We start from the raw sequence: 14,919 nt of genomic DNA on the forward strand, positions 1-14,919 counted from the left end.
GCATAATCTAATGGATGACAGGACGCGTTTATAAATCTACAGGAAGTTGGTACACGGTAAAAACCGATTTTGGTGTTACTTATGAGTGTCGTATCAAAGGTAAGTTTCGAATTAAAGGTATAAAAAGTACCAATCCAATTTCAGTTGGTGATGTTGTAGATTTTGAATTAGAAACTGATAATAATGAGGAAACAGGAGTTATTCATAACATCCATGATAGAACCAATTATATCGTTAGGAAATCTGTAAATCTATCCAAACAAACGCATATAATTGCAGCGAATTTAGATCAAGTTTTCTTAATGATTACCATAAATAATCCGCCTACACTTACCAGTTTTATTGATAGGTTTTTAGTAACTGCTGAAGCGTATTCAATAAAGACTGTTTTATTATTTAATAAGGTTGATACTTACGATGAAGACACTTTAAATGAGGTTCGTTTTTTAGCACATATATATCGAGAAATAGGTTATGAGTGTATAGGCGTTTCAGCAAAAACTGGAAAAAATGTAGGTAAAGTAAAAGCTTTAATGCAGAATAAAACTAGTATGTTTTCTGGTCATTCAGGAGTAGGTAAATCTACACTAGTAAACACAATTGAGCCTACTTTAAGTATTAAAACCAAAGAAATTTCAATGCAACACAGCCAAGGACAGCACACAACTACTTTTGCAGAAATGTTCGATTTAAGTTTTGGAGCAAAAATTATAGATACTCCTGGAATAAAAGGTTTTGGAATTGTAGATATGGATAAAGAAGAAGTTGGTGATTATTTTCCGGAAATTTTCAAGCTAAAACAAAATTGTAAATTCAACAATTGTTTACATTTAAAAGAACCTAAATGTGCCGTAAAAAACGCATTAGAGAATGACGAAATTGCATATTCACGTTATAGAAGCTATTTGCAAATATTAGAAGGTGAAGATGAGCACTACCGAACAGATATTTGGGATAAAGAATGAAAGTTGTAATCCAAAGAGTTTCTAACGCAAGTGTAACGATTAAAGGAAAAAAAGTAGCTTCAATTGAAAGCGGGCTTTTAATTTTGCTTGGCATTGTTGAACAGGATGCTCTTGAAGATATCAAATGGCTTTCTAATAAAATTGTAAACCTTCGCGTTTTTGGTGATGAAAATGGAGTAATGAATTTATCATTAAAAGATACAAACGGCGGTGCTATTGTAGTCAGTCAATTTACTTTACACGCTTCTACTAAAAAAGGAAACAGACCGAGTTATATTAATGCTGCAAAGCCAGAATTGGCTATACCGCTTTATGGAAATTTTATTGACCAAGTAGAAAAAGACTTAGGTAAAAAAGTACAAACAGGGCAATTTGGTGCAGATATGAAAGTTGAGTTACTCAATGACGGCCCTGTTACTATAATTATAGACTCCAAAAACAAAGCATAATGGCATCAATATTTGGCCATGCTGTAATTGGATTTACAATAACAAAAGTTATAGATAATAAGAGTCTCAAATGGTTGTTGCTAGCGGCAATATTTTCTACAATTTTACCTGATTTTGATGTTGTTGCTTTTAAATTAGGAATAGCTTATCATCATCCTTTAGGGCATCGCGGGTTTACACATTCTATACTTTTTGCTATACTTTGGGCATTAACTTTAATGCTAACTATTGGCAAGAAAAATAAATTAATTTGGTTTTTGGTTATTTTTCTATCTACTTTATCACACGGTTTTTTTGATGCCATGACATCAGGAGGTAAAGGTGTCGGTTTTTTTATACCTTTCGATAACAATAGATTTTTCTTTTCATTTCGAGAAATATTAGTATCTCCACTAGGAATTAAAAACTTTTTTTCCACTTGGGGAATAAAAGTGCTTTTAAGCGAATTTAAGTGCATGGTTTTACCATGTTTACTTATATTTATTGTAAGATTTTTAATCAAAAGATTGTCATAGCCTTTTAATAAAAAATGATTTTTCTCATAGAACTGAAAATCGTTTTATGTTACTTTTAATCATTTAGTGAGAATTTAAATCTACAGTATGAATTTAAAGTTTATTGTAAATCTTTTTACACTGTTTACAGTCGTATTAGTTTCTTCACAAGAAAACCTCTATACAAGTTATACAATTCCTGATAGTCTTAAACAAAATGCTAATGCAGTATTAAGATTAGATGAAACAAACATTGAAATTTCTTCAATAAAGAATTTGAAACATAGTTATCTAAGAATTATCACTGTACTTAATAAAGAAGGCGATAATGATTTAAACACTTATGTTTATTATGATGATAAAAATGTAATAAAGGAGTTGAGAGCAAAAGTTTATAATAACTTAGGTAAGGAAATAAAAAAATATAAAAAAGGGGACTTTAAAGATGTTTCGGCTGTAAGTAGTTTTTCATTATATGAAGATAGTAGGGTTAAATATTTAGACTACACACCGATAGAATATCCTTATACAGTAGAATTTTATTATGAAACAGAAACAAAAAACACAGCTTGGATTCCAACTTGGAGACCATTAGAAGGATACTATTTAAGTACCCAAACAAGTACTTATCAAGTTGTTTATGACGCTTCTGTTGGAATGAATGTTAAAGAAAAAAACTTTTCTAATTATTCAATCTCAAATAAAAGTGTTGAAGGTGTTATAAATTATAAGGCTCAGAATATGATAGCATTAAAACCTGAAGCCTATAGTCCAAAATTTAGAGAGTTTGGGCCAAGATTATTAATTACTCCCCAAAATTTTCATTATGAAGGGTATGATGGAGTAACTGGTGATTGGAATAGTATTGGGAAATGGTTTTATGACAAACTATTAGTAGGAAGAGGAACTGTTTTAGAGGAAACAAAAGATAAAATAAAAGAATTAGTATCAGGCATTGAAGACCCAATTGAAAAAGCTAAAATTGTTTACAAATTTGTACAAGACAATACACGATATATAAGTGTTCAAGAAGGTATTGGTGGAATTCAACCTATTTCTGCTTTCGATGTAGATCAAGTTAAATATGGAGACTGCAAAGGGTTGACAAATTACACTAAAGCACTTTTAAGTGTTGTAGGTGTAGAGTCTTATTACACTCGAGCCTATGCTTCTCCTGATACACAGATTGGTTTAGAAAAAGATTTTACAACATTTTTAGGTCAGACAAATCATGTTATACTTAACATTCCTGATGGTGACAATAATTCTGTGTGGTTAGAGTGCACAAGTCAATCACTCCCTTTCGGCTTTATTGGGGATTTTACTGATAATAGAGATGTATTTGTAATTACACCCGAAGGAGGTAAAATTGTTCATACCAAAAAATATACTACAGAAGAGAATCTGCAAAATTTAAAAGGTAGTTATAGTATTTCGAGCGATGGAAATATATTTGTAAATGCGAATATTGTTTCAAAAGGTATTCAGTATGATAAAAAATATTGGTTGGAGAAAGAAACACAAAGGGACTTAGATGTACACTATAAAAAGCGATGGAAGTATATAAATAATATGGACATAAAGTCAATGTCTATTAATAATGATAAAGATAATATTGAATTTAATGAAATTGTAGATTTTGATGCCACTAATTATTCGAAAATGATTGGCGATAGAATGTTGATTAATATTAATGTTTTAAACAGGAACCTACATGTGCCAGACAGATATAGAAACAGAAAGTTGCCTTTTAAAGTAAATAGAGGTTTTAAGCATATTGATGAGACTGAAATTAAATTACCATCAGATTATAAGGTAGAGGCATTGCCAAAAAATAAGTCTATTGAAAATAAGTTTGGAAACTATAAAACAGAGATTACTGTTAAAGATGAAAGTACACTGGTTTATAAAAGAGAATTTATAATTAATGATGGTGAATTCCCTAAAGAAGACTATAGCAGTTTTAGGGGTTTTTATAAAGAAGTAACCAAGCAAGACAACGCAAAAATAGCATTAATAAAAAAATAAGTTAAATGAGAATAGTTATAGTATTACTTTGTTTGAGTGTTTCGTTAAATGTATTAGCCCAAGATTACGATTTTGGAAAAATATCAAAGGAAGAGCTTCAAGAAAAATTTAATCCATTAGATTCTTCTGCTAATGCAACATATCTTTATAAAAATAGAAGAACATTTTTTCAATACCAAAAAGGTGAAGGTTTTAATTTAATTACAGAAATTCATGAGCGTATCAAGATTTATAATCAAGAAGGTTTTGATTATGCTACCAAGGCTATTAGTCTTTATAAAAACGGAAGCAATGATGAGCAGGTAGGTAGTTTAAAAGCCTATACTTATAACTTGGTCGGCAATAAAATTGAAGATACTAAGCTTGAAAAAAAGGCATATTTAAAACAGAAAAATCTAGATATAGAAATGAGACAAAGTTTACTATGCCTAACATAAAAGAAGGCTGTATTATAGAATATAAATATCGAATTAATTCTCCTTTTTACTCAAATGTTGATGACTTTGTATTTCAACACGATATTCCTATAAAAAAGCTAGAAGCTAAATTTGAAACCCCTGAATACTTTAATTTTAAATTGAATACAAAAGGGTTTTTATTTGTAAAACCTGAGATTAAGTCAGTTAGAGGTAAAATAATTTTTACAAATAAAACTAGTTCTGGTGGTACAGGTATGAATAAGACTGCTAATACTACTAGCTATAATAACGAGGTTGTAGAGTTTGAAAATAGTATTTCGTCGTATAATTTGTCAAATATACCCGCATTAAAAGATGAGCCGTATGTGAATAATATCAATAATTACCGCTCATCAGTAAAATACGAGCTGTCTTATACTAAGTTTCCAAATTCTATTGCGAAATATTATTCTACAACATGGCAAGATGTTGTAAAGAATATATATGAGAATTCAAGTTTTGGAGATGAATTAGATAAAAGGGGTTATTATGAAGATGATATTGATGCTCTTATTAGTAACATTTCAGACCCTAAAAAAAGAGTTTCTTTAATTTTTGATTTTGTAAAATCTAAAGTAAAATGGAATAACAATTATAGTTACTATACAAATGATGGCGTTAAAAAGGCATATAAAAATCAAGTAGGAAATGTTGCAGAAATTAATTTAATGCTTACCTCTATGTTGCAGTATGCTGGTTTAAGGGCATACCCAGTATTAATAAGTACCAGAAAAAATGGTGTTCCTTTATTCCCAACTAGAGAGGGTTACAATTATGTTGTTAGTTGTGTTAAATTTGCGGATGGAGACATTTTATTGGATGCTACTAGCAAGTATAGTGTGCCTAATGTTTTGCCTTTTAGAACATTAAATTGGCAAGGTCGTGTTATTGCTGAAAAAGGAGGTTCTTCATTAATTGATTTATACCCGAAACAAAAATCAAGAAATAGTATATCTATTATGTCCACTATACATGAAAATGGAGATATTGATGGGGTCTATAGAAGTGTAAAAACAGATCATAAAGCACTTTCTTTTAGAGAAAGTTATATTGAAGTTGATAAAGATGATTTTTTAGAAAAATTAGAAAATAAATATAATGGTATAGAAATTTCAGATTATCAAGTTAAAAATGAGTTGGATTTAAACAAACCAGTAACGGAATCTTATAAATTCGTAAAGGAAAGCCAGGCCGATATTATAGGGGATAAAATATACTTTTCGCCTATGTTCTTTTTAAAAACAAGCGAAAACCCTTTTAAATTGGAAAAAAGAGAATTTCCAGTAGATTTTATATATCCATCTAAATCAATATATAGAATCATTATAAATATTCCAGAAGGATATAAAATTGAAAGTGTTCCAGAACCTACTGCTATTACTCTCCCAGATAATTATGGGTCGTTTACGTATAAAGTAATGGGTAATGATAAAACCATTCAGGTATCAATTACAGCGCAAATCAATGAGCCAATTATACCATACTTTTACTATGATACTTTAAAACAGTATTTTAGCCAACTCGTAGAAAAAGAAGCTGAACAAATTGTTTTAACCAAAGGGTAATGAATATTCAAAACGCACAAAAAGAAGTAGATAATTGGATTAAAGAACACGGTGTTCGGTATTTCAATGAGCTTACTAATATGGCACAACTTACAGAAGAGGTAGGCGAAGTTGCTAGAATTATAGCCAGACGTTATGGTGAGCAAAGCGAAAAAGAAAGCGATAAAAGTAAAGACTTAGGCGAAGAATTGGCAGATGTAATGTTTGTTGTATTGTGTTTGGCAAACCAAACGGGTGTGGACTTACAAAAAGCTTTTGATAAAAGAATGAATAAGAAAGCAAAGCGAGACCACGATAGGCATCATAATAACGAAAAATTGAAATGACAATTTTAGAATAACACGTGCTTATACTTTTGGTATAACACTAAAAAAACACTAAATAACTTAGTATTAATCTCGATTATCGAGTAAATTTGCGACTTCTTTAAATAGAAATTTAAAAGAATATGCACGTTACACTTCAAAAATCTAAAATAGTTAAGCAATCTTCTGTTCAAATAACGGGTTCAAAAAGTGAATCAAATAGACTGTTGTTATTACAAGCATTATATCCAGAATTTAAACTTGAAAATGTTTCAAATTCTGATGATAGTAATTTAATGACAAAAGCATTAAGTTCGCAAGCAGAAGTTATCGATATTCACCACGCAGGAACAGCAATGCGTTTTTTAACAGCATATTTTTCAGTTCAAGAAGGTAGAGAAACAATTCTTACTGGTTCTAAAAGAATGAAAGAGCGACCAATTAAAATTTTGGTTGAAGCTCTGCAAGATTTAGGAGCCCAAATAAGTTATGAAGAAAATGAAGGATTTCCTCCAATAAAAATTACAGGAAAAAAGCTTACCAAAAATAAAGTATCATTAAAAGCAAATGTAAGTAGCCAATATATTTCTGCATTACTATTGGTAGCTTCAAAACTTGAAAACGGATTAGAATTAACCCTAGAAGGCGAAATAACATCCATTCCATACATTAACATGACATTAAGTTTGTTGGATGAAATTGGTATAGAATCATCATTTATAGATAACGTTATTACAGTAAAACCAAACGCAAAAAAATTAGAAGCTAAAATTCTAACAGTAGAGTCAGATTGGTCATCAGCATCGTATTATTTCAGTATAGCAGCTTTAAGTGAAGTAGGTACAGAAATCACATTGTCTTCATACAAAGAAAACTCATTACAAGGCGATTCAGCTTTGGTAGATATATATAAAGAATTTGGAGTTGAAACTACATTCATAAGCAACTCAATTGTTTTAAAAAAGGTTTCAGAAAATATAGGGCCTTTAATGTTAGACTTAAAGAATGCACCGGATATTGCACAAACTATTGCCGTAACTTGTTTTGCATTGGGAGTGTCTTGTTATTTAACAGGTCTTCATACACTTAAAATAAAAGAGACTGATAGATTAGTAGCTCTTAAAACCGAAATAGAAAAACTTGGTGGAGAAGTTAGAATAACCGATGATTCTCTTCATTTAAAAGTATCAAATGGTTTTAACGAAAATGTAGCTATCGCAACTTACAATGATCATAGAATGGCTATGGCATTTGCACCATTAGCATTAAAAATACCAATTATTATTGAAGACGCTATGGTGGTTTCAAAGTCCTATCCAACTTTTTGGGACGATTTAAAATCTATTGGATTTAATTTATCTGAATAATAATCACTCATTTACTTGACAACCCCTATTCTTAGATTGTATATTTGCAACTTTCTCATAAAACAATAAAAGTTAATCCATGAAATTATCACACTTTGGCTTCGAATTACCAGAAGAACGTCTAGCAGAATATCCTGCAGAGAATAGAGACGAATCACGTTTAATGGTGCTTAATAGAAAAGAACAAACTATTGAACATAAGATGTTTAAGGATGTTATTGACTATTTTGATGAAGATGATGTTCTAGTCTTAAATAACACCAAAGTATTTCCTGCAAGACTTTTTGGTAATAAAGAAAAAACAGGTGCTAGGATTGAAGTATTCCTATTAAGAGAGTTAAACGAAGAGCAACGCCTTTGGGATGTTTTGGTAGATCCAGCTCGTAAAATCAGAATTGGTAATAAGCTTTATTTTGGTGAAGATGAATCTTTAGTAGCAGAAGTAATTGATAACACTACATCAAGAGGGCGTACATTACGTTTTTTATATGACGGCTCATACAGAGAATTTCGTTTAAAATTAAATGAGCTAGGGCAAACACCACTCCCTAAATATATTAAAAGAGACGTTGAGCCAGAAGATGAAGCACGTTACCAAACTATTTTTGCTAAAAATGAAGGTGCAGTAGCAGCTCCAACAGCAGGCCTTCACTTTTCAAGACATTTATTAAAACGTTTTGAAATTAAAGGAATTAATTTTGCCGAAGTAACATTACACGTTGGTTTAGGTACTTTTAACCCTGTAGAAGTTGAAGATTTATCTAAGCATAAAATGGATAGTGAAGAGCTTAAAATTGAAGCCGAAGCTGTTAAAATTGTAAACACTGGCCTTAAAGAAAAGCGCCGTATTTGTGCAGTAGGGACTACGGCAGTACGCGCCATAGAAAGTGCCGTATCAACAAACGGAGAGTTAAATGAATACGATGGCTGGACCAATAAATTTATTTTTCCACCATATGATTTTACAATTCCAAACGCAATGATAACCAATTTTCATACGCCAAAGTCAACGCTACTAATGATGGTTTCAGCATTCGCAGGTCACGATTTTATTAAGCGTGCTTATGATGAGGCAATCAAAGAAGGCTATAACTTCTATAGCTATGGCGATGCCATGTTAATTATCTAGTCATAATATATTTTAAATAACAAGAGCCTCTTTTTTAAGAGGCTTTTTGTTTTAATTATTTGGGCATTACCTAAAGGTCGGGCTTTCAGCAGTCGCTTTTTTGTGTTGCATAGGTGCAACAACACAAAAAGAGCTTCAACAAATGCTTCAATCCCTAATGCAATGCACAACTTCAATTATAATTCGTAAATCAAATATCGTAATTCGTAAACGCTTTCCTTATTTTTGCATCATACCAGTTATTGTTTGAATGTATCATATAAAGAAAATGATGATTTTTTTTCTTTATATAAATCATAAAAATTAAGCATAGCTGAAGTTACGGTTTCTTTTTCAGATGAAATAGAAAGGGAAAAAGGGCATTTTATTATGGTATATTTAAATAATAAATGGTATTAATGGAAATCAATAAAAAAGACATACGTGCATTAACCAAAGAACAACTTAGGGAATTCTTTGTAAAAAATGGCGATAAAGCCTTTCGTGGTAACCAAGTATACGAATGGTTGTGGCAAAAATCAGCTCACACTTTTGGAGATATGTCCAATATCTCAAAAGAAACACGCCAAATGTTGGAAGACAACTTTGTAATCAACCACATTAAGGTCGACCAGATGCAACGCAGTAACGACGGTACTATAAAAAATGCTGTGCGTCTACATGACGATTTAATTGTAGAATCAGTTTTAATACCAACAAAAACCAGAACAACCGCTTGCGTATCAAGTCAGGTAGGCTGTAGTTTAGACTGTAAATTCTGTGCAACTGCACGTTTAAAACGCATGCGAAACCTTAATCCAGACGAAATTTATGACCAAGTTGTCGCAATCGATAATGAAAGCAGATTGTATCATAGCAGACCATTAAGTAATATTGTATTTATGGGCATGGGAGAACCGCTCATGAATTATAATAATGTTATAAAAGCTATTGATAAAATTACATCACCAGAAGGTTTAGGAATGTCTCCTAAACGAATTGTGGTGTCAACATCAGGCGTGCCAAAAATGATTAAAAAAATGGCAGATGATGATGTTAAATTTAAACTAGCAGTATCATTACATTCGGCTATAGATGAGGTTCGAACCTCTATTATGCCTTTTAATGCCACTTTTCCACTTAACGATTTAAGAGAAGCTTTACAATATTGGTATGCTAAAACAAAAAACAGAATTACATACGAGTATGTGGTTTGGGATGGGATAAATGATAAAAGAAAAGATGTTGATGCCTTAGTGGAATTTTGCAAATTTGCACCCAGTAAGGTCAATATAATTGAATATAATCCAATTGATGATGGCAAGTTTCAACAAGCACAATCAAAAGCTATAGATATGTATGTTGCAGTTTTAGAAAGTAACCATATTACAGTAACGGTAAGACGAAGCAGAGGAAAAGATATTGATGCAGCTTGCGGACAATTAGCCAATAAAACATAAATTATTCCATTTAAAACTTATATTTGAACCTTATTAAACCAACCCATTGAAAGTAGTAGAACAAATAAAGCAACCTATAGCCTATGAAATGGAACTTTTTGAGCAAAAGTTTCAACTTTCTATGTCCAGTAAAGTTGCTTTATTAAATAGAATTACACATTATATTGTAAACCGAAAAGGGAAGCAAATGCGACCTATGTTTGTATTTCTTGTTTCTAAAATGGTTTCTAATGGAGAAGTTAGTGAGCGCACTTATAGAGGCGCATCAGTTATAGAATTAATTCATACAGCAACTCTAGTTCATGATGATGTGGTTGATGATAGTAACCGAAGACGAGGTTTTTTCTCTGTTAATGCGCTCTGGAAAAATAAAATTGCTGTTTTAATTGGCGATTTTTTACTTTCAAAAGGCCTGCTACTCTCTATTGATAATAGTGATTTCGATTTGCTAAAAATTATTTCAATCGCAGTTCGAGAAATGAGCGAGGGCGAGTTACTTCAAATTGAAAAAGCTCGAAAGCTAGATATCACTGAAGACGTTTATTATGAAATTATTCGACAAAAAACAGCAACCTTAATTGCGGCTTGTTGTAGTCTAGGCGCAGCCTCCGTAAAACCAGAATCGCAACACGTAGAGTCTATGCGTAAGTTTGGAGAACTCATTGGTATGGCATTTCAAATAAAAGACGATTTGTTTGATTATGGCGATACGCAAATAGGTAAACCAACAGGTATAGATATTAAAGAGCAAAAAATGACTTTGCCATTAATTCACGTGTTAAATCAGGCGTCAAAAAAAGATAAAAAATGGCTTATTAATTCCATTAAAAACCATAATAAAGATACTAAACGTGTTAAAGAAGTTATTGCTTTTGTTAAAAGTAACGGAGGTCTGGATTATGCAATAACTAAAATGAAATCTTTCCAAAAAGAAGCATTGCAAATTCTAGAAGCTTACCCGGATTCTGAATATAAAAATTCACTAAATCTTATGGTGAATTATGTTATTGAAAGGAAGAAGTAAATTGTTGATGTTGCCTCAACTCAAATGAAAGATTATATCAATTAAGTAACTAAATTAAAAAAACTAAAAATTATGTAGCCTTTAGTTAGAAGGGGTCATTATTACATCCAACTTCTTGCTAAACTCAGTTCGGCTTAGAGAACGAAGGTATAAAAAGTGTAAGCTGATGAGACTAATTTTCGCGTGGCCACGCGAAAATTAGCCTCATCAGCCGTCTTGCATATTTAATTTTCCTTAGAAAATTTGATGTGTGAGCCACTTTATTGTGTCGGGAGTTCGATGAGTCGAATCAAATTGCTTTTAGCACAGTCGATGGCTTCCGTTTTCCCTCAATGGACATTGAAACGCTGTTGTTAGTAAAAAAGCCTTCTAGCAATTTGGTTTAGCAGGAAGATGGAATTCATGAACCAAAAGGGTGGGAGCAACACAGTTGCGAAGCCATTTTGGTCAGCTTTTCGCTGAGTGGATTCCATCGGTCTCGTGTATGAGTAGTAGCGGATTTCCACTCACAAACCTTTTGGTTTTACACTTACCTTTGTTTTATGTTTATATCTTCATTTTATCACTTAAACCGCTATTACTTATACACCGTGTTGGCAATAGTTTTATTCATTCAGGATAGTACTTCCAAACAAATATCTTTGCAAAATACGAGTGAATGCCAATTATTTGTTTATTTTTTTCATCAAAGAATATTTCTGATATATGATTTGTGTTTTGTTCCATATTTAATCTTGCAATAGGCTTAAATTTTTGTATATCCCAAACCACTAAATGATTCTCTCTTGTATCAGAGTAGATGGAAGTAATTATAAAATTACCTTTTCTTTTATAAAACCCTTGAACTCCAACACCATGAACAAACACGCTTTTTAGTTCATTGGTTTCTTTGTTATTTACTAACAAGCCTGTATATCGCGCTCGTTTGTCGTTACTCTTAGAACTAACGGATGTATATTGTTTCCCTTTTTCAATTGTAAATTTTTGAGTGAAAGTTTTTGGGTTAAGATAATAAGCAAAAGGTAAAAATAAATATGGACTCTCGTTATCAACTATTATATCACTGGCACCGAACATAGCATTTTTTCGAGGGGTATTGTAAATTTTCTTGTTTTTTAATTTTAAGGGTAATCTATCATAATGACTTGAAGGATATAAATGTTTATTCATTTCATCTTTACTCATTTTTTCAGATTTTATTACTGGAGGGTCAAAGCCATTTGTTTTCTGAATCATGTTTTGAAGTGAGGGAAATTTGATAGTAGTATAATAATCATCAAAAGAGTTTTTTTCAGCATAATTTGTAGTGGATGATTTGATTTCAAACCCATTGTTATTTGTAAAAGAGAATTTGCCATAAGTCGAAATTATGTCAGGTAAAAAGGCATGTTTTCGACCATCGTTGTGTAAATACTCCCCTGTTTTTTTATAAACAATGTCCTTATCCTCTATAAAGTTCTCTATATTGTATATTTTTCTTTCATTTAAATCATAACCCAATAGTTTATACATACCACTACTACTACTACTACTACTACTACTACATGAAAATAAAAAATAATCTTTGTAGGTTGATAGCCCATGTATGTTGTGACCGGATATATAACCACCACAAGTTTCAAATAACTCTGTTAAAATAATGGTGTCCACAATTTGTTGATGTCTTGTATTGAAAATCAAAAATGTACTAGGCTTTTTGTATTCAATAGTCAATATTATCAAATGGTCATTATCTAACCAATCTGAATAACGGATTTCTTTAAGTTCATGTTTATTCTCAAAATCAATAGTGGGTATAAAATCAATATCTGAAAAAACAAATTTTTCTCTTATATGTTTAAAAACTGTGTCATTGTTAATGTCCAAAATGGTATCTCTTTGCAAAATTCTTTGGGTTGAAGTATTCGATGGATTACTGTGCGTCTTCTGACTTGATATATTACAACCGCATAAGCATATACAGAAAACAACAATCGAAGAAAATAATGAATAATTAGGTATTTTTTTCATAAAGTCATTTCAAATGTCTAGTCCTGAAATATGGCTACAGGTTAAAATTGAATTTACGCTGATAATTTATATACCATATTAGGTGTTTTATAATCTAAAGATAAGTGTAATCTTACTTGGTTGTATAAATTAATTGCATTTTTTGCAGCTCGTTTAGCGTGAGCCTTGTTGTCAAAGGTTTGGTCGAGATAAAACTCATCTTTTAATATGCCATTTACTCTTTCAGCCATAGCATTTTCGTAACAATGATTTTCTTCTGTCATACTAATATCTATCTTTTTTCTTTTGAGTATTTGTGTGTATTGATTGCTGCAATACTGTATTCCTCTATCAGAGTGGTGTATAAGACCTTTAATGTTTTTAGCTTGATATATAGCCTTGTTTAGAGCTCTAACACATCCTTTTAATTCTAGACTATCACTAAGGTCATAACCCACTATTTTTCTTGAATGCATATCTGTTATTAAAGCCAGGTAACAAAAGCCTTTTATGGTTCTAATGTATGTAATATCAGATACCCAAACTTGGTTTGATTTTTTCACTTCCATATTTTTATAATGTTATTATACTTATAAAAACGATGATAAGAGTTGGTAGTTCTAGCACTTGTTTTCTTTCTAAGTGTAAGCATATTATGTTTTTTAAGTACTTTAAATAGTGTATCTCTACCTACTTTAATGTTAGCTTTAACAAACTCTTTATTTAAAGATTTGGTAAGTTTACGAACACCTTCTCTAGGAAGAGATTTGCGTCTTTTTCTAACAATATCTATAATCTGTTGTTCTAGTTTTAAACGCATATCCGCTCTAGATTTGTATTTATAATACGCATCACGTTTAAGTCCAAAACAACTTGCTATAGTAGATAAAGAAGTAAATTCCTTAGCTCTATTTCTAGTTTTAATAAAAGCTAGATATTGAGTTTTTTTTAAGTTGCTGAACATTTTTATATTCTAATTTTTCTGCAGCTACTTCAAGGTAAGATTCTTCTACCATTGCATCCAGATCCTTTTTAAGCAATAGCTTTTTAAGTTTTTCATTTTCTTTTTGAAGTGTTTTAATTCTAGATATTTCGTCTTTAGTTTCCACTTTTACTCTGGTGTTCATTAAGTCTTTACGATTGTATTTTTTAATCCACTCATTGACTGTAGTAGGTGCAATAGAGTAGAGTTTACAAAGTTCGCTCTTTGTATGTTTTCCGGTTGTAAGTTCCGCTAAAATTTTCAGTTTAAAAGGTTCTGAATAACGTCTAATTACTTTGTCATTTTTGTACATAATGTTTAAAATTATGTAGCCTTTATTCAGCTCTATTATCATTCCGCAAACTTGCAAAAATTCCGCAATATTTTTAATTCAGATTTCGAGTAAGCAATTCCGCAACTTGCTAAATTCCGTTTGAGTGAGATTCCGAGTTTTACATTCAGTTTTCGATAACGCAAAAGAGCTAAAAAGTCAGACGCAGTTCAATTCAGAGTTTGAGTGATAATTCAGCATATTTTTCAAAATTCAGCAACATAGTTTTTCGTTTTTTCATCTTTAAAACTCAAAAAAAAAATCGAAAATAAAACTAGGCTTTTATCATATCCGTAAACTTGCTCAAGCATTAAAGCTAACGTCCCGCGAATAAGATTTGTTTCAATGAATTTTATTCGTTGTTGGTGTGAGTGCCTTTTGGCAGTCGCTCCAA

General features: G+C 31.2%; 15 protein-coding genes. 11 read left to right on the top strand and 4 right to left on the bottom strand.

Annotation, left to right across the window (positions count from 1 at the left end; all coding sequences use genetic code 11):
- Window positions 1-14 precede the first annotated feature (14 nt).
- The 11 genes from rsgA (at window position 15) to Q0870_RS13235 (ending at window position 11,223) form a co-directional block, all read left to right on the top strand.
- Entirely contained in the window at window positions 15-965 is a 951-nt protein-coding gene (rsgA, locus tag Q0870_RS13185; protein WP_298556066.1) for a ribosome small subunit-dependent GTPase A, read from the top strand.
- Window positions 962-1,414, top strand: a complete 453-nt coding sequence (dtd, locus tag Q0870_RS13190) for a D-aminoacyl-tRNA deacylase (protein ID WP_298556068.1) — start codon at window positions 962-964, stop codon at window positions 1,412-1,414. The genes rsgA and dtd overlap by 4 nt, the downstream gene beginning before the upstream one ends.
- A complete protein-coding gene (locus tag Q0870_RS13195) occupies window positions 1,414-1,929 on the top strand; it encodes a metal-dependent hydrolase (protein WP_298556070.1) in 516 nt (171 codons plus the stop codon). Before dtd ends, Q0870_RS13195 begins: the two co-directional genes overlap by 1 nt.
- Before the next feature lie 87 nt (window positions 1,930-2,016).
- Window positions 2,017-3,936, top strand: coding sequence for a DUF3857 domain-containing protein (locus Q0870_RS13200; protein ID WP_298556072.1), 1,920 nt, complete (start codon window positions 2,017-2,019; stop codon window positions 3,934-3,936).
- A 5-nt stretch (window positions 3,937-3,941) separates the two neighbouring features.
- The gene (locus tag Q0870_RS13205) at window positions 3,942-4,373 is read left to right on the top strand and encodes a hypothetical protein (protein ID WP_298556074.1); all 432 of its coding nucleotides are present in this window, start codon (window positions 3,942-3,944) and stop codon (window positions 4,371-4,373) included.
- Entirely contained in the window at window positions 4,361-5,959 is a 1,599-nt protein-coding gene (locus Q0870_RS13210; RefSeq protein ID WP_298556076.1) for a transglutaminase, read from the top strand. Before Q0870_RS13205 ends, Q0870_RS13210 begins: the two co-directional genes overlap by 13 nt.
- Window positions 5,959-6,285 (top strand): nucleotide pyrophosphohydrolase, encoded by a 327-nt coding sequence (locus Q0870_RS13215; protein ID WP_298556078.1) that lies wholly within the window; start codon window positions 5,959-5,961, stop codon window positions 6,283-6,285. Before Q0870_RS13210 ends, Q0870_RS13215 begins: the two co-directional genes overlap by 1 nt.
- Window positions 6,286-6,407: 122 nt before the next feature.
- A complete protein-coding gene (locus Q0870_RS13220) occupies window positions 6,408-7,631 on the top strand; it encodes a 3-phosphoshikimate 1-carboxyvinyltransferase (protein WP_298556080.1) in 1,224 nt (407 codons plus the stop codon).
- A 79-nt stretch (window positions 7,632-7,710) separates the two neighbouring features.
- Entirely contained in the window at window positions 7,711-8,760 is a 1,050-nt protein-coding gene (gene queA / locus Q0870_RS13225) for a tRNA preQ1(34) S-adenosylmethionine ribosyltransferase-isomerase QueA (RefSeq protein WP_298556082.1), read from the top strand.
- 398 nt (window positions 8,761-9,158) lie between these two features.
- On the top strand, window positions 9,159-10,199 hold the full coding sequence (rlmN, locus tag Q0870_RS13230; protein WP_298556083.1) for a 23S rRNA (adenine(2503)-C(2))-methyltransferase RlmN: 1,041 nt from the start codon (window positions 9,159-9,161) through the stop codon (window positions 10,197-10,199).
- A gap of 46 nt (window positions 10,200-10,245) precedes the next feature.
- A complete protein-coding gene (locus Q0870_RS13235; RefSeq protein WP_298556084.1) occupies window positions 10,246-11,223 on the top strand; it encodes a polyprenyl synthetase family protein in 978 nt (325 codons plus the stop codon).
- Between the two features lie 609 nt (window positions 11,224-11,832).
- On the opposite strand, the gene Q0870_RS13240 is transcribed toward Q0870_RS13235, so the two are convergent.
- The 4 genes from Q0870_RS13240 to Q0870_RS13255 all read right to left on the bottom strand — a co-directional run bounded on the left by Q0870_RS13240 (window position 11,833) and on the right by Q0870_RS13255 (window position 14,507).
- Complete coding sequence (locus tag Q0870_RS13240) at window positions 11,833-13,107, bottom strand: hypothetical protein (protein WP_298556085.1); 1,275 nt, start codon at window positions 13,105-13,107, stop codon at window positions 11,833-11,835.
- A 179-nt stretch (window positions 13,108-13,286) separates the two neighbouring features.
- Entirely contained in the window at window positions 13,287-13,781 is a 495-nt protein-coding gene (locus tag Q0870_RS13245; RefSeq protein WP_298556086.1) for an IS3 family transposase, read from the bottom strand.
- Window positions 13,772-14,176, bottom strand: coding sequence for a hypothetical protein (locus Q0870_RS13250; RefSeq protein ID WP_298556088.1), 405 nt, complete (start codon window positions 14,174-14,176; stop codon window positions 13,772-13,774). The genes Q0870_RS13245 and Q0870_RS13250 overlap by 10 nt, the downstream gene beginning before the upstream one ends.
- Window positions 14,133-14,507 carry a transposase gene (locus tag Q0870_RS13255; protein WP_298556090.1) on the bottom strand — a complete coding sequence of 125 codons (375 nt, stop codon included), beginning with the start codon at window positions 14,505-14,507 and terminating at the stop codon, window positions 14,133-14,135. Before Q0870_RS13255 ends, Q0870_RS13250 begins: the two co-directional genes overlap by 44 nt.
- Between the last annotated feature and the right edge of the window lie 412 nt (window positions 14,508-14,919).

The organism is uncultured Algibacter sp., assembly GCF_947487575.1.
In the GTDB taxonomy this organism is placed as follows: Bacteria; Bacteroidota; Bacteroidia; order Flavobacteriales; family Flavobacteriaceae; genus Algibacter_B.